The sequence below is a fragment of the Bacillus siamensis genome (assembly GCF_051628075.1).
GTDB classification, from domain to species: domain Bacteria; phylum Bacillota; class Bacilli; order Bacillales; family Bacillaceae; genus Bacillus; species Bacillus siamensis.
Genome location: NZ_CP155579.1, coordinates 2053511 through 2077299, shown reverse-complemented (window position 1 = coordinate 2077299; position 23789 = coordinate 2053511). Strand labels below are relative to the sequence as shown.

The 23789-nt window shown below is 44.9% G+C and carries 31 protein-coding genes and 1 pseudogene; 20 read left to right on the top strand and 12 right to left on the bottom strand.

The window, feature by feature from the left end; all coding sequences use genetic code 11:
• Nucleotides 1-33 precede the first annotated feature (33 nt).
• Complete coding sequence (locus ABDB98_RS10005) at nucleotides 34-258, top strand: YozE family protein (RefSeq protein ID WP_016936640.1); 225 nt, start codon at nucleotides 34-36, stop codon at nucleotides 256-258.
• Nucleotides 259-405: 147 nt separating this feature from the next.
• Nucleotides 406-1086: a hypothetical protein gene (locus ABDB98_RS10000; protein ID WP_016936639.1), complete on the top strand. Its 681-nt coding sequence runs from the start codon at nucleotides 406-408 to the stop codon at nucleotides 1084-1086.
• On the opposite strand, the gene ABDB98_RS09995 is transcribed toward ABDB98_RS10000, so the two are convergent.
• Entirely contained in the window at nucleotides 1083-1226 is a 144-nt protein-coding gene (locus ABDB98_RS09995) for a hypothetical protein (protein ID WP_014418137.1), read from the bottom strand. The two genes, ABDB98_RS10000 and ABDB98_RS09995, sit on opposite strands and share 4 nt — an antisense overlap.
• A gap of 119 nt (nucleotides 1227-1345) precedes the next feature.
• Between ABDB98_RS09995 and ABDB98_RS09990 the strand changes: the two genes are divergently transcribed.
• From ABDB98_RS09990 to ABDB98_RS09980, 3 genes are all read left to right on the top strand, one after another.
• A complete protein-coding gene (locus tag ABDB98_RS09990; RefSeq protein WP_013352563.1) occupies nucleotides 1346-1519 on the top strand; it encodes a YozD family protein in 174 nt (57 codons plus the stop codon).
• Between the two features lie 74 nt (nucleotides 1520-1593).
• Nucleotides 1594-2205, top strand: coding sequence for a phosphatase PAP2 family protein (locus ABDB98_RS09985; protein ID WP_438420071.1), 612 nt, complete (start codon nucleotides 1594-1596; stop codon nucleotides 2203-2205).
• Between the two features lie 59 nt (nucleotides 2206-2264).
• Nucleotides 2265-2585: a YodL domain-containing protein gene (locus ABDB98_RS09980; RefSeq protein WP_003153700.1), complete on the top strand. Its 321-nt coding sequence runs from the start codon at nucleotides 2265-2267 to the stop codon at nucleotides 2583-2585.
• A 40-nt stretch (nucleotides 2586-2625) separates the two neighbouring features.
• Here the strand turns inward: ABDB98_RS09980 and ABDB98_RS09975 are convergent, their stop codons facing one another.
• Entirely contained in the window at nucleotides 2626-2751 is a 126-nt protein-coding gene (locus ABDB98_RS09975; RefSeq protein ID WP_003153701.1) for a hypothetical protein, read from the bottom strand.
• Nucleotides 2752-2887: 136 nt separating this feature from the next.
• Here ABDB98_RS09975 and deoD point away from each other — a divergent pair, with 136 nt between their 5' ends.
• Nucleotides 2888-3586 (top strand): purine-nucleoside phosphorylase, encoded by a 699-nt coding sequence (deoD, locus tag ABDB98_RS09970; protein ID WP_047474591.1) that lies wholly within the window; start codon nucleotides 2888-2890, stop codon nucleotides 3584-3586.
• Nucleotides 3587-3669: 83 nt separating this feature from the next.
• The gene (locus ABDB98_RS09965; RefSeq protein ID WP_438420070.1) at nucleotides 3670-4488 is read left to right on the top strand and encodes a M15 family metallopeptidase; all 819 of its coding nucleotides are present in this window, start codon (nucleotides 3670-3672) and stop codon (nucleotides 4486-4488) included.
• 45 nt (nucleotides 4489-4533) lie between these two features.
• Here the strand turns inward: ABDB98_RS09965 and ABDB98_RS09960 are convergent, their stop codons facing one another.
• The gene (locus ABDB98_RS09960) at nucleotides 4534-4788 is read right to left on the bottom strand and encodes a hypothetical protein (protein WP_060962537.1); all 255 of its coding nucleotides are present in this window, start codon (nucleotides 4786-4788) and stop codon (nucleotides 4534-4536) included.
• Nucleotides 4789-4880: 92 nt separating this feature from the next.
• Nucleotides 4881-5582, bottom strand: coding sequence for a class I SAM-dependent methyltransferase (locus ABDB98_RS09955; protein WP_438420069.1), 702 nt, complete (start codon nucleotides 5580-5582; stop codon nucleotides 4881-4883).
• Between the two features lie 146 nt (nucleotides 5583-5728).
• On the opposite strand from ABDB98_RS09955, the gene ctpA reads away from it, so the two are divergent.
• On the top strand, nucleotides 5729-7135 hold the full coding sequence (gene ctpA / locus ABDB98_RS09950) for a carboxy-terminal processing protease CtpA (RefSeq protein ID WP_438420068.1): 1407 nt from the start codon (nucleotides 5729-5731) through the stop codon (nucleotides 7133-7135).
• Between the two features lie 55 nt (nucleotides 7136-7190).
• Here ctpA and ABDB98_RS09945 read toward each other — a convergent pair whose 3' ends face one another.
• The gene (locus ABDB98_RS09945) at nucleotides 7191-7916 is read right to left on the bottom strand and encodes a GntR family transcriptional regulator (protein ID WP_438420067.1); all 726 of its coding nucleotides are present in this window, start codon (nucleotides 7914-7916) and stop codon (nucleotides 7191-7193) included.
• Nucleotides 7917-8157: 241 nt separating this feature from the next.
• Between ABDB98_RS09945 and bglA the strand changes: the two genes are divergently transcribed.
• Both bglA and ABDB98_RS09935 read left to right on the top strand, forming a co-directional pair.
• Nucleotides 8158-9600: a 6-phospho-beta-glucosidase BglA gene (gene bglA, locus ABDB98_RS09940; protein WP_438420066.1), complete on the top strand. Its 1443-nt coding sequence runs from the start codon at nucleotides 8158-8160 to the stop codon at nucleotides 9598-9600.
• 99 nt (nucleotides 9601-9699) lie between these two features.
• Nucleotides 9700-11178 (top strand): glycoside hydrolase family 30 protein, encoded by a 1479-nt coding sequence (locus tag ABDB98_RS09935; RefSeq protein ID WP_438420065.1) that lies wholly within the window; start codon nucleotides 9700-9702, stop codon nucleotides 11176-11178.
• A 32-nt stretch (nucleotides 11179-11210) separates the two neighbouring features.
• Here ABDB98_RS09935 and ABDB98_RS09930 read toward each other — a convergent pair whose 3' ends face one another.
• The gene (locus ABDB98_RS09930) at nucleotides 11211-12701 is read right to left on the bottom strand and encodes a sodium:solute symporter family protein (protein ID WP_438420064.1); all 1491 of its coding nucleotides are present in this window, start codon (nucleotides 12699-12701) and stop codon (nucleotides 11211-11213) included.
• The gene (locus ABDB98_RS09925; RefSeq protein WP_003153716.1) at nucleotides 12701-12901 is read right to left on the bottom strand and encodes a DUF3311 domain-containing protein; all 201 of its coding nucleotides are present in this window, start codon (nucleotides 12899-12901) and stop codon (nucleotides 12701-12703) included. The genes ABDB98_RS09930 and ABDB98_RS09925 overlap by 1 nt, the downstream gene beginning before the upstream one ends.
• Before the next feature lie 185 nt (nucleotides 12902-13086).
• Between ABDB98_RS09925 and ABDB98_RS09920 the strand changes: the two genes are divergently transcribed.
• On the top strand, nucleotides 13087-14010 hold the full coding sequence (locus ABDB98_RS09920; protein ID WP_438420063.1) for a ring-cleaving dioxygenase: 924 nt from the start codon (nucleotides 13087-13089) through the stop codon (nucleotides 14008-14010).
• Nucleotides 14011-14012: 2 nt separating this feature from the next.
• Nucleotides 14013-14615 carry an alpha/beta hydrolase gene (locus ABDB98_RS09915; protein WP_438420062.1) on the top strand — a complete coding sequence of 201 codons (603 nt, stop codon included), beginning with the start codon at nucleotides 14013-14015 and terminating at the stop codon, nucleotides 14613-14615.
• Between the two features lie 45 nt (nucleotides 14616-14660).
• On the opposite strand, the gene ABDB98_RS09910 is transcribed toward ABDB98_RS09915, so the two are convergent.
• A complete protein-coding gene (locus tag ABDB98_RS09910; protein WP_060962545.1) occupies nucleotides 14661-15269 on the bottom strand; it encodes a nitroreductase family protein in 609 nt (202 codons plus the stop codon).
• A gap of 129 nt (nucleotides 15270-15398) precedes the next feature.
• Here ABDB98_RS09910 and ABDB98_RS09905 point away from each other — a divergent pair, with 129 nt between their 5' ends.
• Nucleotides 15399-15743 (top strand): winged helix-turn-helix transcriptional regulator, encoded by a 345-nt coding sequence (locus tag ABDB98_RS09905; protein WP_060962546.1) that lies wholly within the window; start codon nucleotides 15399-15401, stop codon nucleotides 15741-15743.
• A 25-nt stretch (nucleotides 15744-15768) separates the two neighbouring features.
• On the opposite strand, the pseudogene ABDB98_RS09900 reads toward ABDB98_RS09905, so the two are convergent.
• Nucleotides 15769-15927, bottom strand: a pseudogene (locus tag ABDB98_RS09900) (hypothetical protein); the annotation flags it as partial.
• A gap of 102 nt (nucleotides 15928-16029) precedes the next feature.
• Here ABDB98_RS09900 and ABDB98_RS09895 point away from each other — a divergent pair.
• Entirely contained in the window at nucleotides 16030-16266 is a 237-nt protein-coding gene (locus ABDB98_RS09895) for a hypothetical protein (protein ID WP_049628635.1), read from the top strand.
• A 34-nt stretch (nucleotides 16267-16300) separates the two neighbouring features.
• On the opposite strand, the gene ABDB98_RS09890 is transcribed toward ABDB98_RS09895, so the two are convergent.
• A complete protein-coding gene (locus ABDB98_RS09890; RefSeq protein ID WP_016936621.1) occupies nucleotides 16301-16765 on the bottom strand; it encodes a hypothetical protein in 465 nt (154 codons plus the stop codon).
• Nucleotides 16766-16862: 97 nt separating this feature from the next.
• On the opposite strand from ABDB98_RS09890, the gene rarD reads away from it, so the two are divergent.
• The 4 genes from rarD (at nucleotide 16863) to bshB2 (ending at nucleotide 19135) form a co-directional block, all read left to right on the top strand.
• Nucleotides 16863-17759 (top strand): EamA family transporter RarD, encoded by an 897-nt coding sequence (gene rarD / locus ABDB98_RS09885; RefSeq protein WP_438420061.1) that lies wholly within the window; start codon nucleotides 16863-16865, stop codon nucleotides 17757-17759.
• 67 nt (nucleotides 17760-17826) lie between these two features.
• Nucleotides 17827-18105, top strand: coding sequence for a hypothetical protein (locus ABDB98_RS09880; protein WP_060962547.1), 279 nt, complete (start codon nucleotides 17827-17829; stop codon nucleotides 18103-18105).
• Nucleotides 18102-18452, top strand: a complete 351-nt coding sequence (locus ABDB98_RS09875) for a YojF family protein (RefSeq protein ID WP_016936618.1) — start codon at nucleotides 18102-18104, stop codon at nucleotides 18450-18452. The genes ABDB98_RS09880 and ABDB98_RS09875 overlap by 4 nt, the downstream gene beginning before the upstream one ends.
• A gap of 17 nt (nucleotides 18453-18469) precedes the next feature.
• The gene (gene bshB2 / locus ABDB98_RS09870) at nucleotides 18470-19135 is read left to right on the top strand and encodes a bacillithiol biosynthesis deacetylase BshB2 (RefSeq protein ID WP_015417637.1); all 666 of its coding nucleotides are present in this window, start codon (nucleotides 18470-18472) and stop codon (nucleotides 19133-19135) included.
• Nucleotides 19136-19173: 38 nt separating this feature from the next.
• Here the strand turns inward: bshB2 and ABDB98_RS09865 are convergent, their stop codons facing one another.
• Entirely contained in the window at nucleotides 19174-20010 is an 837-nt protein-coding gene (locus tag ABDB98_RS09865; protein ID WP_438420060.1) for an STAS domain-containing protein, read from the bottom strand.
• A gap of 13 nt (nucleotides 20011-20023) precedes the next feature.
• Entirely contained in the window at nucleotides 20024-21385 is a 1362-nt protein-coding gene (locus tag ABDB98_RS09860) for an MATE family efflux transporter (protein ID WP_438420059.1), read from the bottom strand.
• Between the two features lie 277 nt (nucleotides 21386-21662).
• Here ABDB98_RS09860 and cdaS point away from each other — a divergent pair, with 277 nt between their 5' ends.
• Together cdaS and ABDB98_RS09850 are read left to right on the top strand one after the other, a co-directional pair.
• Complete coding sequence (gene cdaS / locus ABDB98_RS09855) at nucleotides 21663-22289, top strand: sporulation-specific diadenylate cyclase CdaS (RefSeq protein WP_060962550.1); 627 nt, start codon at nucleotides 21663-21665, stop codon at nucleotides 22287-22289.
• Between the two features lie 118 nt (nucleotides 22290-22407).
• Nucleotides 22408-23619 carry a macrolide family glycosyltransferase gene (locus ABDB98_RS09850; RefSeq protein WP_438420058.1) on the top strand — a complete coding sequence of 404 codons (1212 nt, stop codon included), beginning with the start codon at nucleotides 22408-22410 and terminating at the stop codon, nucleotides 23617-23619.
• Nucleotides 23620-23789 lie beyond the last annotated feature (170 nt).

Below are 23789 nucleotides of genomic sequence, written 5' to 3'. Positions count from 1 at the left end.
ACAACAAAAGACAGTCATCAGGAGGGGAAACCCATGAAATCCTTTTACCACTATTTAATGAAATACAGGCATCCTAAGCCGCAGGACGCAATCAGCCGATTTGCGAATCAGGCATACGAAGACCATGGCTTTCCGAAAACGTCAAGCGATTATCATGAGCTCAGTTCGTATTTAGAACTGAGCGCCGATTATTTAGAAACGATGTCGACATTTGATGAGGCTTGGGAAAAATATGAGACCGAGGTGCATCACGCCTGACGAAAAACCGCACATGACATTGTGCGGTTTTTTTGACATGTTGAACAGGTGCAGAAATGGATATTTCCTGTAGTTTTCATGCCCATGCGAAATAATGACGGCCGGCATACGATAGCGTATGACAGTCCGCGGCAAGGGGGAGACAGCATGAAGCCAAATAAACCGAAATTTCAAGTGGGAGATATCGTGGTCGTCGTGATGTACGGAACCGTCGGCACCATTACGAAGGTTCATCAAATTGATAAACATTATCTTTACGAAGTCAACCATAATGAAGTGCTTTATTTTGAATCGTCCATCCAGCTTTATAAAGATTATGAGGGTGTAATCGTCGATATGGAAAAATTGGATATTGAATATGAGTTTCTGATCGGCGACGTCGTATATGTAAAGGACTACGGAAAAGAATTATTCCGTATCATCGGCCACAGAACTGAAATATGGAGATATTTAGAGGATGGCTGGGAGGATATTATTTATGAGCTGACTCGGCTGAAAGACGGAGAGTGGCTTGAAACGGAGGAAGAGGATCTCACGCTGGTTCTGAGAAAATATGAAATGGATCAGTTTGTGCATCAGCTGCTGTTTGTCCACTATGTTGGGGAAGCATCTCATGAGATCGGCGAGGATACCGCCGCGTCCGCTCTTCTTCAGTTTGAAGGCGATGCTGATGATCTTGATACCCTGCATGTGCTGGCGGTATCGATTGTAGATGAGCTCCTTGATATTTATAACGATTATAAGATTCTTTATGATATGTTCGGTGACGAAGAATATAAAGATATGATGAATTTTGTGCTGGAAAGCCTGCGGGAGCATTTCAGCTAGCCGGCAAAAAAACGGACGGTGACATATAAAAACCAGGGCAGACAGCCGGCAAAGATGACAAACGACATTCCTTTCAGCACTTTTTCCAATACGATATCAAATCCATCTCCGTCCAAAAAAGCCATCATTTTCGTCATCATCTTTTCTCCCTCCGGGGGCTTGTTTTTTAAAAAGTATATGAGCGGACAAAGCGATTAGAACTTTCGGGTATAATTTGAAGGGTTTTTTCATAAAACATAAAAAAGGAGGCGGTGTTTGCATGAAAGAAATAGATCTTGTGATTGACACAGAAGAGATAGCCGATTTTTTTTACAGTCAGCTTGCTATGCGCGGGTACATACCGAGTGAAGAGGAGATCTTTGAAATAGCCGACATCACCTTTGATTATTTATTAGAAAAATGTATGATAGACGAAGAGCTTGATGAAGACTGAAACTGCGGAACCGAAGTGAAAAAAGCTTCGGTTTTTTCAATCGGCTCGGGAGAATGAAAAATGGGGGGAAAACGTTGTACAAGCCAGCAGGTCTTTTCGCATTGTTTATTCTGCTCGCAGCAGCCATCCGGATCGATGCTGTCCGGGTTTTTGACGAGAGGGTGATAGAAGCGGCGGTCAGCATCAGGGCTGCCTGGCTGAATGAATGGATGTTATGGATAACAGAGCTCGGCACGACCGCGGTGCTTTTACCGCTTCTTCTATTGACGGGAGCAGCCCTGTATATGTACAAAAAAACGCCGGATGTTGTGTTTTTGCCGCTTCTCTTCCTCATTGAACGAATAATAAACATAAAAATAAAAGAATTGATCGAAAGAGCCAGACCCGCTTTTGAGCCGCTCGTCCATGAAACCTCATACAGCTTTCCGAGCGGCCACTCCATGAATTCGGCAGTGATATATCCCGTCATCGCCTACTTTTTAATCAAGCACGTTCCTTTCTTCACGAGAAGAAAGCGGGCCGTCTCCGTCTTTACCGGAGTTCTCGTCATCCTGATCGGGTTCAGCAGAATTTATTTAGGCGCTCATTTTCCGACGGATGTTCTTGCCGGATTCAGTCTCGGACTTTGCCTCGTCTCTCTATTTGCGCTCTTTGACGAAAAGTATCACCCGTTTCGACAAAAATAGAGACAGGAAAAATGAGAAAAAACGCTAATACTATTAAGAAATAAGAGGGAGGGATCTTGATGCTGTTATCGCTGCCCGTGTTTAAAAAAAAGACTTGTGCCTATGATGTGACGATTTTTCAAACACCCCGCTACGGCGAGAAAAAGGGATACAGGGTCGTCTATCGGACAGAGCTGGCCGCTGACAATCATCAAGACGCACTGGAAAGGGCATTTTCTGTATTTAATGTGCCTGATACGGTTCCAAACGACTATCAAGCCAGATTCATAGCGACCGGAGATGTCATACTTATAGACGAAGGAAGAAAAGGAAAGACCTATTACAGGCTTAACCCTGCGGGATGGAGCAAAATCAACCGTTTGCTCGTCCAGCCGAGGTAAGACGGGGCCGGCTGAATGTTCAGCCGGCTTCCGTTTTGTTTTAAGGCTTCCGTTTAGCGGCGGAATGCTCTTTTCCATGCGCTTCATCAGCCGCAATCACGTCTGAAACGGGTACGTGATTGTTCTTTTTCTGACCGGTCACCCGGTTGCGCTGTTTTTTGCCCATTTATGCTCACTCCTTTTTCTTAGGCTGTCATCCCGCATATTCTGCCCAAGATCGCTCTGATCAATGCTGATGATTGTCTCTTACCGTTATTCAGTGTACAATGGGTGGGAGTTTGAATAGGCAGGAGGAAATGGAAATGAGTGTACATATAAACGCAGAAAAAGGTCAGATTGCGGATACAGTGCTTTTGCCGGGAGATCCGCTGAGAGCGAAATTTATTGCGGAAACTTACCTTGAAAATGTGGAATGCTATAATGAAGTCAGAGGAATGTACGGATTTACGGGTACATATAACGGTAAAAAAATATCAGTGCAAGGCACCGGCATGGGTGTTCCGTCTATCTCTATATATGTGAATGAACTGATTCAAAGCTATGATGTTCAAAACCTGATCAGAGTCGGTTCATGCGGAGCCATCCGTAATGACGTGAAGGTGCGGGACGTAATTTTGGCTATGACGTCTTCAACCGATTCACAGATGAACCGTGTCGCTTTCGGAAGTGTAGATTATGCGCCTTGCGCAGATTTCGACCTTCTTCATAAAGCGTACCAGGAAGCGCAAAAAAATAACCTTCCTGTAGCCGTCGGAAGCGTATTCACCGCCGATCAGTTTTACAATGAAGACTCGCAAATCGAAAAGCTTGCGAGATACGGCGTCCTCGGCGTAGAAATGGAAACGACTGCTTTATATACGCTTGCCGCAAAATACGGCAAAAAAGCGCTGTCTATCCTGACTGTAAGCGATCACGTGTTAACCGGAGAAGAGACAACGGCAGAAGAGCGTCAAACGACTTTTCATGATATGATAAAACTGGCGCTGCATACTGTATCGTAAACTTGAGATGAGGGTCATGCTGATAAAAGCAGCCCTCTTCTTTATGCAACGCTCTGATTCAAAAAAAGAAAGGTACGGGTAAAATGAAGAAATCCACTAAATGGTTCTCGCTTGCTGCTGCTCTCAGCGTAACCGCAATCGTGGGCACCGGCTGCAGCATTTCAGGCGGCGACAGCCATAAGGACACAAAAACAACGGCTCAAACAAAACAATCAGATGACACATCAAACAAAAAAACAACGAAGACAGAAGACAGCGATTTTGTATTGGAGAGCAAATATTTTAATGACATTAAAGAAGTGAACGGGCTTGAAACCATTCAAAACCCGACAAATACACTTGCGCTCGTGAATAAGACATACACGCTGCCGGGAGATTATAAACCGAAGGATCTCGTCATCCCGAAAGTTGAATTTTCTTTCACTGAGAAAATTGAGAAACGATATATCCGCAAACCTGCTGCCGATGCTTTGGCGGAATTGTTCAACGCGGGGAAAAAAGAAGGCTATGACCTGGTTGCCGTTTCTGGATATCGCTCTTATGACAGACAAAAAGTTATTTTCGATAATGAAGTCAGTCTGAAAGGTGAAAAGAAAGCGAAAGAAGCCGTCGCATACCCCGGGCAAAGTGAACACCAGACGGGGCTTGCCATGGATATTTCCAGCAAAAGCAACGGATATGAGCTGAATGAAGCCTTCGGAAACACGGCTGACGGCAAATGGGTGAAAGACCATGCGTATGAATACGGCTTTATCATCCGCTATCCTAAAGGCAAAGAAAATGTAACAAAGTATGAGTATGAGCCATGGCATTTGCGTTATGTAGGCAAAAAAGCGGCAAAAGCCATCCATGACCATCAGTTAACACTTGAAGAATATTTTAATGAAGTAAAGAAAGTATAATAAGAAAAAGCCCGCTTTTAAAAAAGATTTAGCGGGCTTTCTTTATTACCAGAAGAGCAAACCTCCAAGCGCAAATCCGGTAATTAAACCAAGGCCGATACCGTAGGCTGCTCCCCAGCCTCCCCAGCCTCCACCCCAATAACCGAATCCGTACCCTCTGTGACGGCCGCCGACAGGGGCGATATACACTTTAGTGTTTGTCACCCGTACGATTCTACCGACGTGGACTCTGCCGTTTCGTTCTGTAATTCTTGCTACTTTTCCATGGTGCTGCCGGCAAAGATGATAATAGTTTTGCATCTTTTCTCCTCCTATCCAACCTATCTTTCTATGTCAGCTTATGATAGAGTGCGCAAAAAAGGTTGGACGAAAACAGGAGGACAATCGCCGTTTTACTTGTAAGCGATAAAAGCGCAGTGTCCCATATATTCACCGTACTTCTGCATAAGATCGTAATGAGCCGTCAGCGTATCGTAGTGAGCAGGCTGGATAACGGGCGATAAATCCATTTCTGTAGTCGGTTCCTGCGCATTGTTTTCATAGAAAGCGGGAATGAAATCCGCTTTTTGAAAGCCTTGCTGAAGCAATCTCTGCTTCCATGCCGCTTCATCCTGCAATACAGTAAAACCGTAGAAGTCTTTTAACTGCGTGACAGCGTTTTCCGGCAGGGGTTTTTTCAAAGCTGCCTCAATGCCGATCAGCATGCCCCCGGGTTTAAGGACCCGCAGTATTTCAGACAGCGCTGAATCAAGCTTTGAAAAGGTGAGAACTGATTCAGAGAGAACGGCAGAAAACTGATTTTCAGTAAACGGAAGCCGCTCAAGCTCAGCCAAATAGCTTTGAATGGTTAAGCCTTCAGCGGCAAATCGCTTTGCTGCCTTTTCAAGCATAAGGGGATCTTTATCAACACAGGTGACGGGATACAGCAGGTGGCTGAGATAAGCGGCCGTCTGTCCCGTTCCGCAGCCGGCGTCAAGGATCGGTTCGCCAGAAGGAGGAGCCGCTTTTGCGAGAACGGCTTTAGAAAAAGCGAGTCCGCCGGGGTGAGCCCCTCCGACTCCGAATAAGGACAGCATTTCTAAATATTTGCTCAAAGTCCGAATCCTCCTTTCTTCCTCAGCATATGTTGGGAGAAAAGCATAGGTTTGGGTAAACGGGAAAGAAGGGCGCCTCACGTTTGAAGTTGACGAATGAGCGTTCGTCTATGATAATAATGTAAGAATAAAAAGGTGGTGTTTTCTTGAAGCGGCAATTTAAACTGTTTTTTATCATATTGATCACTGCGGTCGCAGCCTCGGCGCTTACGCTGTTTATTACGGGCAATACGACCATTTTCGGACAAGGCTCGGCTGCTTTGACGAACAGCAAATTTGAGAAATTCAATAAAGCCTATGAGCAGATTAAAAGTGATTACTATCAAAAAACAGATGACAGCAAATTAGTAGACGGAGCGATAAAAGGCATGATCAGTTCCCTGGATGATCCGTATTCTTCTTATATGGACCCTCAGGAAGGAAAGTCGTTTGAAGAAACAATTTCCGCTTCGTTTGAAGGTATCGGCGCACAAGTGGAAGAAAAGGACGGCAGCATTCTGATCGTATCACCGATCAAAGGGTCTCCTGCGGAAAAAGCGGGGATTAAACCGAATGATCAGATCTTGAAGGTTGACGGCAAAAGCGTCAAAGGCTTGAATGTAAACGAAGCCGTCGCGTTAATCCGCGGCAAAAAGGGGACAAGTGTCAAGCTTGTGCTGCACAGAGCGGGTGTCGGCGATCTGAACCTGTCGATCAAACGTGACACCATTCCGGTTGAAACGGTGTACTCTGAAATGAAAAAAGGAGACATCGGCGAAATCCAAATCACATCTTTCTCCGAATCGACGGCAAAAGAGCTGAATTCAGCCATTGACAAACTCGAAAAACAAGGAGCAAAAGGATACATTCTGGATTTAAGAGGCAACCCGGGCGGCCTGATGGACGAAGCCATCAAAATGAGCAACATGTTTATCGATAAAGGGAAAAATATTATGCAGGTCGAATACAAAGACGGCACGAAAGAGGTCATGAAAGCAACGAAAGAGCGCAAAGTGACAAAACCGACAGTCGTCCTCGTCAATGACGGCACCGCGAGCGCCGCGGAAATCATGTCAGCTGCGCTGCATGAATCATCAGGGATTCCGCTGATCGGAGAGAAAACGTTCGGAAAAGGGACCGTTCAGACGGCAAAAGATTACAGCGACGGTTCAACCGTTAAACTGACAATCGCAAAATGGCTGACAGCGGACGGAGAGTGGATTCATAAAAAAGGCATTAAACCGCAATATCAGGTTAAGCTGCCTGATTATGCGAACCTGCCGTTTTTAGATGCGAAAAAAACGTACAAATACGGCGATTCCGGAACGGACGTCACCAATGCGCAAAAAATGCTGAAAGCGCTGGGATACAGCGTGAATGTAAACGGCACATATGACAAAGCATTTGAACAGGCCGTCAAACAATTTCAGGCAAAAAAGAAACTGAAAGAAACAGGCATTTTAACAGGAGATACAACGGCAAAATTGATGACAGATCTGCAAAAACAGCTTGCAGACAACGATACACAAATGAAAAAAGCCGTTGAAACATTAAATCAGAACATGAAGAAGTAAAAAAAACACCCAGTGCGTCTGTCACGCATTGGGTGTTTTCTGTTTGCAATCCTGCTTACGTCGTTTCCTGTTCAAAAAGGTAGCTGTTCGCCTGGATGAAAAACTGTGATTGTTCATAGTGATAGGTGACTTTTGAAAAGTCGAACGGCTGGCCGTTAGTTAAATGAAAAATCGTTTCAACGCAAAGTTTAGGCGCTCCTGTAAACAGTCCTAAGTACTCCGCTTCTTCATCATTTAACATCCCCGCATACAAGTATAGATCCGCAAACCCGCGCTTCAATCCGAGACCTTCCCTAATATAATCAAATATTGATTCTGATACGATCTCTTTATTCAAATACGGAATAATCGATTTGTTGTAAAATGACTCCTCGATACATAATGTCTTCCCGTCAATATACCGGATACGTTTGACATAATACACCTCGCCGTCAGACGGCATATTCAGATTTTGCGCAGCCTCAGGTGTGGGCTTTCTCACTTCCAGCGCCAATAATTTGGAGGTGACATTAAAATCTTCAAGCGATTCTTTAAATCCCTGATTAGAAAGCAGGCTGATATACCCTTTTCTTTTATTCCGCCTGACAAAAATGCCGCTTCCTCTGACTTGAAACACAATTCCCTTTTTTTCTAATAGATCCAAGGACTTTGTGATCGTGCTTTTGCTCACGTTAAACTGGGTCATTAAGGTTTGCAGCACAGGCAGTTTATCCCCTTGCTGAAGCTGATGCTCTTCTATGTATTTTTCAATATCCATCGCGATTTGCTGGTATTTTAACATATACATTCCTCATTCATTTATTGTCCCGCTTCTTTCAGAATTATAGCATAATCGTTTTGAAAAGCCATTTTGTGAAATAAATATGATTGTTTATGCATTGATAAATTGTGCCGGTACAATTATAATGTTTATGTATAATAAGAAAACTGACTTTTCATGTAAATGCAAAGCATTCTTCCAATCTTGCAAAGCGGATTCATTCGGTTTGACAAGCGGCGGTCAAAAAAGGAGGACATGAACGATGGGAACATTGCCAAAAGACTTTTTATGGGGAGGCGCTCTAGCCGCCCATCAATTCGAAGGTGGCTGGAACAAAGGCGGCAAAGGGCCGAGTGTAGTGGACGTTATGACGGCGGGCGCGCATGGTGTGCCCCGGAAAATAACAGATACAATTGAAGAGCGGGAATTTTATCCGAATCATGAAGCCATCGATTTTTATCATCGTTATAAAGAGGACATCGCATTATTCAGCGAGCTGGGACTGAAATGTTTAAGAACCTCTATCGGCTGGAGCAGAATTTTTCCTAAAGGTGATGAAACGGAGCCTAACGAGGAAGGATTGGCTTTTTACGACCGGGTGTTTGATGAATTGCTGAAGTATGGGATTGAACCCGTGATTACGTTGTCTCATTTTGAGATGCCGCTGCATTTGGCGAGGGAATACGGGGGTTTCAGAAGCAGAAACACAATCGGCTTTTTTGTAAAGTTCGCTGAAGTGTGTTTTGAACGCTATAAACATAAAGTGAAGTATTGGATGACGTTTAACGAAATCAACAACAAGATGGATGTGAATAATCCGATCTTTTTATGGACGAACTCAGGTGTCGCCGTCAAAGAAAACGAAAACGCAAAAGAAGTCATGTACCAAGCCGGCCACCACGAATTGCTGGCAAGCGCATTGGCTGTTTCAAAGGGAAAGGAAATCAACCCCGATTTCAGGATCGGAGCCATGGTATCACATGTCCCGATTTATCCTTACTCATCCAATCCGGAAGATGTGATGCTGGCTGAGGAAACGATGAGGCAGCGCTTTTTCTTCCCGGATGTGCAGGTTCGCGGATATTATCCGAGCTATGCGTTAAAAGAGTTTGAAAGAGAGGGCTACCGGATCCGCTTTGAAGACGGTGATGAAGAGATTTTGAAAAACGGCAGGGTGGATTATCTCGGATTCAGTTATTACATGTCCACTACCGTAAAAAGTGACGTGATAAACGATAATACCGGGGATGTCGTAAACGGAGGATTGCCAAACGGTGTGGAAAATCCCTATATTAAAGCGAGTGATTGGGGATGGGCGATTGATCCGACCGGTTTACGGTACACATTAAACCGCTTATACGACCGCTATCAGATTCCGTTATTTATCGTGGAAAACGGATTCGGCGCTATTGACACGTTAGAAGAGGACGGTTCAATCCATGACACAGCGAGAATAGAATATTTAGCGTCACATATAAAAGCTTTGGAAAAAGCGGTCACATATGATGGTGTGGATGTAATGGGATATACACCATGGGGAATTATCGATATCGTATCATTTACAACCGGTGAAATGAAAAAACGCTACGGTATGATTTATGTTGATCGGGATAATGAAGGCAATGGGTCAATGAAGCGATTCAAGAAAGACTCATTTGAATGGTATAAAAAAGTGATTGAAACAAACGGCTCATTTGTATCCTAAAGGTGTATGTTAAAAGAGAAGGCTTCACAACTGTGTAAAGCCTTCTTTTTAACAGTATATTTGAAAGCGCATTCATAAACCAGGAAGGGAATGACGATAATGTTTATTAAAAAAGGTCTGTCCATTACGGTTGCTTTTCTTTTGCTTTCCTTTCTATTTTCAAGCAGCTTGGAAACCGAAGCACATGCGGCTGATCGGAAGGCTCCGGACAAAAATAAAGTCAGGGTGTGGTACAGCTCGGAAAAAGATCCGGCTTCCCGTACGTGGTATGACGGGCCGCTAGAAGTGAAATACGCCTTAGACGAACAAAAATCCCTGACATTGACAAAAAAGAAGCCTTCTGACTCCGCTGCCGTGTATATTGATCCATCGCACCGTTATCAAAGTGTGTTAGGCATAGGATCATCTTTGGAAGAATCGACCATTCATAATTTATCGAAAATGTCTCCCGGAAAAAGAAAAGAAGTGTTGAAAAAACTGGTTGATCCCAATGAAGGCATCGGCATGGACGTCATGCGCATAACGATAGGGACATCAGATTTTACGGCACAGGAATTTTACACATATGACGATATGCCTGAGGGCCAAAAAGATCCACAACTCAAAAATTTCTCGATTCAAAAGGATATTGATTTACACATTACATCAACCATCAAGGAAGCGCTGGCGATCAATCCGAAGCTGAAAATCATTGCCTCACCGTGGAGCCCGCCGGCATGGATGAAAACGAATGAAAACCTCAAGAGGGGAAAGCTGAAAGATCAATATATCGGTGAGCTGGCCGTTTATTTCCGCAAATTTATTGAAGCATACGAAAAGCAGGGAATCCCGATTTATGCGATGACCCTTCAAAATGAACCTTTGCTGGAAATCGACTATCCGAGCATGTACATGCCGCCGTCTCAGCAGCGCAAACTGGCGATAGCCGTGAAAAAGGAATTGAAAAAACACGTAATTGACACGAAAATTTGGATTTATGATCACAATGCAAGCGGGGCGTGGAACTACATTCCGCCGATTTTAGATGATAAAAAAGGAAATAAGGCGGCAGACGGCATTGCTTTCCATGATTATGACGGAGACCTTTCCGTTATGTCGGAAATCGGAAGAAGATACCCCGATAAATCAATTCACTTAACGGAGCGGTCCGTCTGGGGGACGGCAGGGGCGGACCGGATCGCGCAGTATTTCCGCAATGGCACGTCCAGCTACAATGCGTGGGTGACGATGCTCGACAGTCAAATCAAGACGCACCATTGGATAGGCACCCCGGACCCGACGCTATTTATTCAGGATGCTAAAAACCCCGACCGCTATTGGAATATCCCGATCTATCATATGACGGGCAATTTTTCAAAATTTGTCGAGCGCGGAGCCAAACGGATAGAAAGTAATTACGGCTCCAAAAACACCGTCACGAATGTCTCGTTCCTTAATCCTGATCAATCTATTGTAACAGTCGTCATCAACCAGACATCCGCCGACCAAAAATTCCACGTTGTTTCAGGGAACCGGCAGTTCGAAGCCGTCATCCCGGCAAAAACCGTCGCCACCTACAAATGGCAGCACAAAAAGTAAAAAAGCCGGCACATCGATGTGCCGGCTTTTGGTTAAGCGCCTTTTTGATTCAGTTTATCAGAGGGCGTTTTTTTGAATAAACCGTCTTTGACGGCGTTTGAGGCTGCTTTGTTTACAAAAAACGGGTTAAGGATAATAACGGCTGCCATGTTAGCGGTCAAACCCCAAAAGCCTTCATATATACCGTGGGCGGATTGGGTGATATTTACCGTGAATGTTACGATAAGACCGACGAGAAGGCCGATAATTGTCGCTTCTTTCGTTTGATTCTTCCAAAACAGACTGACGGCGATCGCCGGAAAGATCTGCACCATGCCGGAAACGCCGAGAAGCTGAAGCGTAACGAGCGCAGTCGGGAACAGCATACCGAATAAAAGCGCGAGACCGATGACGACAAATACCATTGAACGGGTGATCATCGTCAGCTTGTTTGGTGACACATTCGGGTGAATCAAATCCCGATATAAGTTATTCGCAAATAAGTTTGATGCTCCGATCGCCATAATAGAGCAGGGAATCAAAGACGCAAGAGCGATCGTGGAATAAGCAAAGCCTTGGGCGACCCCGCCGTATGACGTTTGAATCAGCTTCAATAAAGCGAGCCGCGGGTTAGTATCTTCCGGCAGGACAAGAAATGCGATAAAGCCGAGAAAAATAACAAGAATCAAAACAATATTATAAAGCGGAAGAAACATGCTGTTTTTGCGGACGGCATCCGCGCTTTTTGCCGTGAATACACCAGTTGCCGCATGCGCCCACATAAAGAGCGCCAAGGCAGATACGATGGAAGCGGTGATAAACCAAGGAATTCCTTTCGGCCCCGAGTCTGGGATCGTCAGCATTTGCGGCGCTTTTTCCGCCAAGGTGTGAATCATCGGTGTCCACCCGTGAAAATGGATCAGCGGGAGCGACACGACCATAAACAGCATAATCACCCATACCAGAATGTCTTTAATAATTGCTGTAAACGTCGGCCCTTTAATTCCGCTGAAAAAGGTATACAGCGCTACAAGAATAAAGGAGATGATAACGACCATATTAACATTAATGACACCCGTTCCGGCCACCTGAAGCGTATCCTGAATGCCGCTCAGCTGGAGACAGATATAAGGAATGAGCATAAGAACGCCGACAATGGCGACAAGACTGGCCAAAAGCTTACTGTCAAAACGCTCACGGGCATAATCGGCAAGCGTCGTTAATTTATGGATTTTTGCCACTTTCCACAGCTTCGGCAGAAAGAAATAAGCAATAAAATACGCCAAAACAGAATACGGAATTGCAAAAAAAGCTACGCTTCCCCCTGTGTAGGCGGTGCTTGTCAAGCCTAAAAACGTATAAGCCGTATAGAGGTCTGCGCCGACTAAAAACCAGACGAGCAGCCCGCCGAACCGTCTGCCCCCGACAGACCATTCTTCAACAGAAGTGCGTGATGATTTGTCTCTCCCGGCTATAAAGCCGATGCAGACAACGGTTAAAACGATGACGGCTGTAATGATCAATGCTGTTATATTTGCGGGCATCAGTCCAGTCCTCCTTGTTTCTTCTGCAGTCTATAAATAAGAAACGAACATAATGGAGTGACTGCGATCCATAAAAGCAGCCAGAAATGAAAAAACGGCAGCCCGATGATGATCGGATGAACCCGATTAGCGACTGACAAAAGGGCCAGCTGGCTGAAAGGGATTAAAATAAGAACGAAAATTAGTGCTTTTCTGACCATTTACTTTCCTCCTGAAACCTGATAATGCTCCTTATCATAGCAGTTGTCAGATAAGATCACAAGATATTTTTCAGAAAAAAAAGAATTCTATTACTTTTTTAACCGAAACACTTTAGTTGCAACTTCTTTCATAGTAAATTAGAATAGTTAATATCTCGAAATCAAGATATTTAGGAGTGAATACAATGAATACTCAAGGATTGCACCATGTTACCGCATTTGCGAAAGATCCTGCTGAAAATCTGCGGTTTTATACTGAAGTATTGGGCTTGCGGCTCGTTAAAAAAACCGTTAATTTTGATGACCCGGCCACATATCATTTTTATTTCGGCAACCAAAACGGAGAACCCGGCACGATTATTACATTTTTCCCTTTTCAGGGCAGCCGCCCGGGAACCGTGGGAAAAGGGCAGGCCGGAAGAATTTATTTCTCTGTGCCGAAAGGGGCACTCGCGTTTTGGCAGCGCCGGCTTGAAGAAAACGGCATACCTGTAAAAGAGCAGACTGTGCTTTCTGAACAAGTGCTTCTCTTTGATGATACAGAAGACCTGCCGCTTGCCATAATGGAAGATGAAAGAAGCGGACAGAGTGAATGGACTCCTTCGGGCATTACTGAAAAAGAAGCGATTACAGGCATGAGAGGTGTTCTTTTGTACTCGTACCGTCCTGAAGCAACCATTCAATTTCTAATGGAACGCTTCGGCTATTCAAAGACAGGGGAAGAAAATCAGATTGTCAGACTGCAATCGGAGGCACGGATCGGACATATCATTGATGTTGACCTTGCGCCGAAAGAAGCAGGTGTCGGCGGTTACGGGACAGTTCATCATGTCGCATTCCGCACTACTAAGAATGAGCAGGCGGAATGGAAGAATATTCTTGCTGACTCTCATCTTGCTTCATCTGACATTCTTGACAGATCTTACTTTACATCAATCTATTTCAGAGAAAGCGGCGGCATTTTATTTGAAATGGCAACCGATGAACCGGGATTTATGACGGATGAATCCTTTGAAAATCTCGGTACAGAGCTGAAACTTCCGGAATGGCTGGAAGAGCACCGCGGTCAAATTACCGCTATTCTTCCCAAAATGGAGAAAGGAGAATGATGATGAAACATGTATTTGAACAGGGAACGTCAGAAAATGTTCTGCTGCTTTTGCACGGAACGGGGGGGAATGAACACGATCTTCTGTCGCTCGGACGTTTTATCGATCCGAAAGCAAGTTTGCTCGGGGTCAGAGGATCAGTGCTTGAAAACGGCATGCCCCGTTTTTTTAAGCGGCTGAAAGAAGGCGTATTTGATGAGAAAGATTTAATTGAACGGACGGAAGAATTAAAGAATTTTATTGATGAAGCGGCGCAAATGTACGGATTCAGCAGAGAAAACGTGATTGCTGCCGGCTATTCAAACGGTGCCAACATTGCGGCAAGTCTTTTGTTTCATTATAAAGACGTACTGAAAGGGGCGGTTCTTCATCATCCGATGGTGCCGATTCGCGGAGTGAAGCTCCCAGATATGGCAGGGCTGCCTGTTTTTATCGGTGCAGGGAAGCGGGACCCGCTTTGTACAAAAGAAGAATCGGAGGAGCTTTATCAGTGTCTGACTGCTGCTGATGCATCTGTTTCTCTTGTTTGGCAGGAGGGCGGCCATCAGCTCACACAGCAGGAAGCCGAGCAGGCACGAACCTGGTACAGTGAGCGATTCCTATAAAAAAAACCCTTAGTCTGCTTAAGCGGACTAAGGGTTTCTTTCATCTTACAGCCAAGTTGACACTTGTGATACAGGGATCCGGTTGCTTTTGTGCGCAGGCTTAACGGCTTTACCGATTGAAATCAGCATGACGGGAACGAAACGTTCGCTCACGTCGAATTCCTTCACGAATTGCTCTTTATTAAATCCGCCGATCGCGCAAGTGTCATAGCCTTTAGCTTTTGCAGCAATCATCAGCTGCATCGCCGCTAAAGAAGCGTTTAAAAATGCTGAATCACGGGCAAACTGTTCATTTTGGTATGCACCGTTAATCTGGCTTAACAGCGTCTGTTTGATCTCTTCTGTAATATTGCCTTGCTCAGTCAGTTCAGCATAAACGTCTTCACCATTTTCGTTTGCTTTTAAGTCGCCTAATACGGCAATGACAGCTGAAGATTCAATAATCTGTTTTTGATTAAAGGCAACCGGAAGAAGGGCAGCTTTTGCTTCATCACTGTGGAATACTTGGAAATGCCAATGCTGAAGGTTCCAGGCAGAAGGGGCTTGCGTCGTAATGTCCAGAAGTTCTGTTAATTCCTCTTTAGTAATAACCGCATCTTTATCGTATTCTTTAACGGATGCGCGTTCTTTCAAAACGTCTAATACGGATGTCATCTTGTTTCCTCCTTCGGATAAACGTGTTATTATAATAGAAAAGTTAGAAGCTTACTAAATGTAACTCGGGAACTAATTTTAATGGATTACAGCAAACTTGTCAATTCATAGATGAAGGGATGAACTCACGTGGGATATACAATGTGTCCTAAAATGGAATCCGCTTTTTCTCTTTTGGGAAAGCGCTGGAACGGCCTCATTATCCATGTACTGATGGACGGGCCGAAACGTTTTAAAGATATGACCGAAACCATACCGACGATCAGCCAAAAAATGCTCGCGGAGCGGCTCAAAGAGCTGGAACAAAATGAAATCGTCGAGCGCCAGGTGCTGCCTGAAACGCCTGTCAAAGTCATTTATAAGCTGACTGATAAAGGCATGGCCCTACAAGCCGTTTTTCAGGAAATGCAAAAATGGGCAGACAGTTTTTGCGAGCCCGGGGGGCCTGTCAAAGACGAATCATGTCATGAATAACAAAGGCTGCCCAAGGCAGCCTTTTCTTAATGAAATGGTCAATCTTTGTCAAAACCATAAACCCTAATCTTACATCATGGTCCTCACTGTAGCCGAACTCAAACCCGCAGCAGGAGCAAATATCAAATGTTTTATGATATTCGCTATTGCAAACAGGATTTTTATCTAATCCTTTAAATCCGCATTACAACTCACTAACCAACATCCATCACTTTTACTATCGCCCAATCAATTTCTGCGCTTTATGAATACCTTTAAGAATAGGCAGACATAAAGGAGGAAAAACATGTACCCTCGTCATGCGTTGTATCGCGGGAATTTCGGACCTGCCGGATTTCCGGTGAGAAGTCCTTTTCTGTTCGGCGCTCCTTTATTCGGCGGTTTTTTAGGCGGTCTTCTCGGAGGCGTCATTGCCACAGGTTTTACGAGACCCCGGTATCCGTACGGTTTCGCCGGTTACGGATACGGAGGCCCATATGGCGGTTTCGGGCCGGGAGTCGGCGGTTACCCGCCATTTTATTAAAGAAAAAACGGCCTGCATCACGCGGGCCGTTTTTTTATCTTAAAATCTCCACTTCCGATAAATTGTAGTCTTCCAGTTTTGAAAACATGACTTCAATCATCCCGTCTTTATAGACTGCTTTTGTTCCTTTCCGTTTGACGAGGCTCGGAAGAACAATTTCTTTTTTTCCTTCCGCCAGACTGCTGTTCTCTACCACGAGGCTGTGTGACGTATGCTTAATCCTGATCCGGTCGAGTTCATCCTGCTCAGCGGGAATTTTTGCAAAAACATGATCGGATGTTTCAAACAGGTCAATTTCCGGCTTGGGCGGTTCTGCTTCGACCGGCTCGGCCTTTTGGGACATCGGGTCGCGAAAAGGGAACTGCCCGGCATAACCGGCGCCGAATACGCTTTCCATTACTCGGTTGACATATGTCTCGACATCTTTCGGATCTGCATTTTTAAACGTTTCTTTAGAGAACTGATTTTGGAAGGGAAAATATCTGTTCCAATCAAACACGGCATCTCACCCTTTCTTAACGGACAACATAGTATATGCCCGCCATAACCTTCCCGTGATATAATATAATCTGTTTACAGAAAGGAAGGGGAAGGCCGTGCAAGGGAATACCGCAAGAAAAGGAATCATTTATACCGCTTGTTCATTTGCCATGTGGGGGCTGTTTCCGGTCTATTGGAAGCTGCTTGAACATATACCCGCATTGGACATTTTAGCTCACAGGATTTTATGGTCGTTTGTTTTCATGTGTGTGCTTTTAACTGTGCTAAAAAAGTGGAAAACCGGATGGCGTGAACTGTGTCTTTTAAAATCTGAAGGGGGCCTGCTGGCGCTTTTTTTCGCTTCTGTTTTAATATCCATTAATTGGTTTGTGTACATATGGGCAGTTAACCACGGCTTTTTGCTTGAAGCAAGTCTCGGTTACTATATTAATCCGCTCGTTTCCGTTCTTTTGGGCATCCTATTTTTAAAAGAAAAGCTGAACAGACTGCAAACAGCAGCCGTTTCGATTGCCGGAGCGGCCGTGATCATATCGGCGTTTCAGTATGGCGCAGTTCCTTATATCGCGTTGCTGCTTGCGTTCAGTTTCGGCCTGTACGGCCTATGCAAAAAAAGAACCCGCATGTCCAGTACAATCGGTCTGACATTGGAAACGCTTCTGATTACTCCGGCTGCTCTTATTTACTTAGGTTATGCGTCTGACGGGAGCGCTTCCGGGTCCTTGGGTGCAGAAACATGGGCGCTCCTTTTTTTCGCAGGCGTATTTACAGCCCTGCCGCTGTTACTGTTTGCAGAGGGGGCAAAGCGACTGCCGCTGTATCAAGTCGGCATTTTGCAATATATATCGCCCACCATTACCCTTATGCTCGGCGTGTTTGTATATCATGAGCCGTTTTCCGGGCAAAAAGCGTTTACCTTCATTTGTATATGGGCAGCGTTGCTCTTGTTTACCTTTTCACAGATAAAATGGAAACGGCCGTTAAAAAGCCGCTAAGCCTTTCGCTTTCCAGTGATAGCTTAAATTATGTATAATCATTACGAGTATGTAAAGGAGCTGTACAATGGGCACTGATAAAGACATCGCAAAAGCCTATCAGGCGCTGTGGAACAATCGCACACTCCCGGCTTCAACCCTTGAAGAAGCGGAGAAGGCAATTGATCTGGAACTGCTTGATCAAAGAACACATCCGAGGCTCCGAAAGACGCCTGAGGAAAAGTTTGCTCTGGCGGTGCAGCGAATTGTAGATTCCCGGCTGCAGCCGATTGAGAAATATGAATTGGTTGAACTACATACGAAGCGATTGCAATTTTTAAAAGAAGAAAGAGGGGAGCAGCTATGAAAGCGATCATAAAAGAAGATGTGCAAACTTCTTTAGAACGATTTGCCGATCGTCCTGTATATATCCATTTGGAAACAACGACCGGTTCTTATTCAGCGCATCTGAATGAGAAAAACATGACGGTTGTAGCCTATATACGCAATGCAAAAGTGACGTACCATCAGGCGAAAATCAAAGGGAACGGCCCGTACCGCGTCGGTTTGAAAACTGAAGAGGGCTGGATTTATGCAGAAGGCCTGACTGAATATACAGTAGATGACGAAGACCGTCTGTTAATGGCAGGGCATCTGCCGGGCGGAAAATTGGCGATTTCGCTTCAAATCAGCGAAAAGCCGTTTACAGTTTAAAGAAAAGGGTGAAAATCATGAAAGAACACGTACTCGTCATCCTGCCTCACCCTGATGATGAATCATACGGAGTGGCAGGGCTGATTGCTTTACACAGACAAAAAGATATTCCCGTTACGTATGCATGCGCAACGCTTGGAGAAATGGGCAGAAACATGGGGGATCCTTTTTTCGCAAACCGTGAAACACTGCCGCTGTTAAGAAAGCAAGAGCTGATTGACGCATGTAAAGCAATGGACATCACTGACCTGAGAATGCTCGGGCTTCGTGATAAAACACTTGAATTTGAAGATGACGAGTGGCTCGCGGATATGATGGAAGAGATTATCGACGATGTAAAACCGAGTCTGATTGTCACATTCTATCCGGGACACGGCGTCCATCCGGATCATGATGCATGCGGCGAAGCGGTCATCAGAGCGCTTTACAGAAAGAAAAAAGAGGACCGCCCGCGCACGCTTTGCATGGCAATCACCCGCAACAGGGAGGAAGCCGTCGGCAAGCCTGATGTCATTCTTGATATTAAAGAGGTCGCCGATATTAAAATGAATGCCTTAAAAGCGCATCGCACTCAAACAGAAGGTATGCTGAGAGAGCTGGAAGAAAAAATAAAAAATAACGAGCCGGTTCTCCAAACCTGGTTTGAAGAAGAAGTGTATTGGACATATCCGTGGAAAGACTGATAAAAAAAGGGATAAGGCGTTTCAGCCTTATCCTTTTTTTATGTCAGATCGGAAGCGATCGCTTCCGCAAGCGAAGACCGTATTGATAAATTTGAAAAACTCAGGCCGAGCTGCACCGCGGTTTGGGCAATTTCAGGCCGGATTCCGGATAATGTCGCTTTCACGCCGAGCATTCCGAGTGATTCAATTAAAGTGAAAAGCTGTTGGGCAACCATCGTATCAATCATGGCCACACCTGATAAATCGATGTACAGCTGCGTGATCCGTTTCTCTGAACATCGGTGCAGCGTATTTTCTAAGATCATTTTGGCTCTTGCCGTGTCAATATCCCCGATCAGCGGCAGCAGTCCGACATTGTCAAAAAGCACTATGACAGGCGAACTCAGCTCGGTGATCAACTCCTTTTGCGCTTCAAGCTGAATGTGTGTGTTTTTATACATCTCTTCTATGAAAATATGGATGACCACATCAAATGATTTAATCAGCGTATGGAATATATCTTCAGCATCTTCTTCTGTGACGGTGTCTGAATGCAGTTTGGTAAACTGCTTTACATGGCCGACATACAAATCACGAACTCTGATAAACTCGCGAATGATGTAATGGATAGGAGTTTTTAAATGTTCTTTATCCTGTGCGGCTTCGAACGCCCACTTCTCCAATGCCGCTGTATAAACTTCCTTCTTCTCAGAAAAAATCCGATTGATTTGATAATTAAACGTCAGATTTTGTTTTTTCAGATTCATGATTACCGCCGGGTCAGAAGAAGCATAAACAGAATCAGGATCCGTATCATGAAGGGTATCAAACCATGTCTGACTGATTTCTTCCGCCCGTTCTGTTAAATAATCGTACAGCAGTTTATGTGTTGGCATTTCTGTTCCTCCTCTATGAAATCATCATTTTTTTCACATCACGCTTTTGCAGCTTGAGCAGTCTGAAGAATAATCCGACAGCTCCTGCGGCGAGTCCCGCAATTAAACCGATCCAGTAGCCGTAGGCCCCGAGGCTCGTATAAGTGCCGACTGCGTAACCGAGAGGAAGCCCGATGATCCAATACGAAACAAAAGCCGCACCGAGTGTATAATTGACATCCTTATATCCTCTCAGAGCGCCTTGTATCGGAGCTGCCACGGCATCAGAAAGCTGGAAAAACAAAGCATAGATTAAAAAGTGCTGCGTCAACATAAGCACGTCCGGTTCTGATGTATACATTCCGGCGATTTGCGGTCTGAACAGCAAAATGAAAGCAGCCGTGCATAAAGAAAAACAAAGGGCCATCACAATGCCGATATAGCTGTATGACCGGGCATCCCTGTAGCGCTTTGCCCCTGCTTCAAAGCCGACTAATATGGTCAGCGCCATGGATACGCTGAGCGGCAGCATATACAAGAGGGAAGCAAAATTCATTGCCGCTTGGTGGGCTGCAATCGTCACCGTCTGGAAATGGCTCATAAGCAGTGTGACAGCCGCAAAAATGCTCGTTTCAAAAAATACGGCAAAACCGATAGGCAAACCGATTTTCAAAAGCTTTCTGCATTCAGACGGAGAAAACCGGTACAGTTTCCGAAATACAGAGTACCCGGCAAACGGCTCATATCTTGAGACGATAAAAAAGCTGATAGCGCAAATACACCAGTAAGTCAGGGCGGAAGCAAGCCCCGCACCGACTCCGCCCAATGCCGGCATGTTGAATTTCCCGAAAATAAACACATAATTCAAGACAAAATTGATGGGCAGTGAGCAGAGCGTAATAAGCATAGTGACTCTCGTTTTGCCCAGTGCATCAATAAACGAGCGCAAAACGGCGTACACAAACAAAGGAAAAATGCCAAGGGATAAAAACCCTAAAAAGTGTTTGGCGATCGTCCGGACACGAGGCTCCAGGCCCAAATGTCCCAAAATCACATCAACAGTGAAAAAGCCGATAAGGATGACCGCCGCACTGAGAATGGCCGCTACGTAAACGGCCTGAATGACGGAAAACGGCGCTTCCTTTTGTCTGCCTGCTCCTAACAGCTGCGACACAACGGGCGTAACGGCCATCAAAATTCCTGCCAGTCCCGTATAAACCGGTGTCCACAGGCTTGAACCGATTGCAACGCCGGCTAAATCCGCGGCGCTCACTTTCCCTGACATCACTGTGTCCAAAAAGGTAATCAAAGAAAGACCGGCCTGTGTAATCAAAATCGGAATGAAGATATGTAACAGCTGTCTGACCTTTTGGCCGATCGTGTTCGTTTCTCTCAAGTTAGGTTCCCCGTTTCTTTATTTTAACGAGAGAAATTATAACATTTTATGTATAAAAAGCAATGAAACCCGGCCTACTCTTTTTTATCCGGCTTCGGCTTTTTAAACATTTTTGCGTAAATAAATGAAAGTGAAATGACACCTAAAAAGGTGCAGATATACTGCAACAGCCTTGTGAGTTCCATACAAATCCCGCCTCCTTTCTTGATTATCGTGCGCATTGCGGCGCATATCCATGCGCGCGATGCAGAAAATAAGGAAAAGGAGCTGATGTGACATGCGCCACACTCAAATGACGGAAAGTGCGTTTACCGCTGCCGTTCAAACGTATCTGAAACAAATTACGGAGGATGCCGCAATGATACTGCGGACATTGGATGAAAAAGATCAATGCCTGCTTTGCGAACTAGATGAACTTGGACATACGTTTCAGGAAATGCAGGCTGTCGCTTCGTCATTTTACCTGCAGACATATATCGAACATTTTACACCTTCTTATACAGAGCTGGCGAGAGCCGTGCAGCATCTGGCAGAAGAGAAGCACGGAGCGCTGATTGTGATTGAACGGGCAGATCCGCTGGACGGAATGATACAAAAAGGGACAAGTCTTCATGCTGAAATCAGTTCAGCTTTAATTGAGAGTATTTTTTACCCCGGCAATCCGCTTCACGACGGAGCCGTATTGGTCAGAGAAAACCGGGTTGTATCGGCGGCCAATGTGCTTCCGCTCACAACAAAAAATGTCGGCGTCAAATACGGGACGCGCCACAGAGCCGCGATGGGTCTTTCGGCCGTGACTGATGCGCTCGTGCTCGTTGTTTCAGAAGAAACGGGGAAAATGTCCTTTGCTAAAGACGGCGGGCTGTATCCGCTTGTTTCGCCGCGGGCGCTTCATACGAAATAATAAGAAAATGGGAATATTGTACCCATTTAATATTAATAAGGTGAACATCTTTACCTTTTTCTGTATCGATGTTATTGTTTAAATATACATAAAATTTAAAAGAACAGGGAGTGGGAAGATGGCAAATGTATTGATGATCGGCTTTCCGGGAGAAGGCCATATCAATCCCTCTTTAGGCGTTGTAAAGGAATTAAAGGCGAAGGGCGAACATGTCGTATATTACGGCGTGAAGGAATATGAGAATAAAATCGCGTCAAGCGGAGCGGAATTCCGTGAATACGAAGATTTCCGAAAAGATGAATTCGGAAAAAACGCAACGGGTGATGAACATCGGGACGCTACAGAGTTTTTACTATTAATGATTGAGACCTCTAAAAAAGCCGCGCTCCGCATTCTTGAGGATGTAAAAGATGAATCCTACGACTACATCATGTACGATCATCATTTTCTGGCAGGCAGGCTTGTGAGAAACATGCTGAAACTGCCGGCATATTCACTTTGTACGACATTTGCGATGAATGAAGCATTTATTAAAGAAGTCTTCTCAAATACAAACCTTGTATCAGAAGAATCATCCCATTATCCGGCTTATACTGAAGCGGTCAGCCAGCTCAATGAAGAATTCAGTGCAGACATTAAAACGCCGTATGATATTTTCTCAAATGACGGCAGAAAAACCATCGTGTTTACTTCAAGAGCGTTTCAGCCGAAAGAAGAAGAGTTCGGAGATTCCTATCTCTTTGTCGGTCCGTCCATTACCGACAGGGCGGCGTCCCATGATTTCCCGTTTGAACAGCTAGAAGGGGAAAACGTCCTGTTTATTTCAATGGGAACGATTTTTAACAACCAGAAGGAATTGTTTAATAAATGCTTAAAAGCAGCCAGAAGCTTTAACGGGAAAGCCGTCATGTCAATCGGCAAACATCTTGACCCGGCTGAACTGGATGAAATTCCGGAGAATGTCATTGTAAAGCCTTATGTTCCGCAGCTTGAGATTTTAAAGAGAGCGGACTTATTTATCACGCACGGCGGAATGAACAGTACGAGCGAAGGGCTTTATTACAAAACCCCGATGATCGTCATTCCGATGGGCGCAGATCAGTTCGCCGTCGGAAGCCAAGTGGAAAACACGGGAGCGGGCAAGATGTTTAAAAAAGAAAATGTGACAGTGGAATTGCTTACTGAAGCAATAAAAGAATTGAGTGAAAATCCTGAATATCAGAAAAAAGCTGATGAGATCGGAGAATCCTTGAAAGCGGCCGGCGGAGCACAGCGTGCAGCGGAATTGATATTAGAAGACGTGAAAACTGCCGTGACCCGGGTGCTGTAATCGCCCATTACCTGCTTCCTTTAAAGGAAGCGGGCTTTTTTTTGCTTGTTTTTCGGGAAGGATTTTTCCTGCCGCAAAGAGAATTGTATGAAAAACAGACAAGAAAGGTGGAATGTCGCGGAAAAAAGCTATGTTATGAAAATGATTCCAAAGTCTTTTGTGAAATGGTC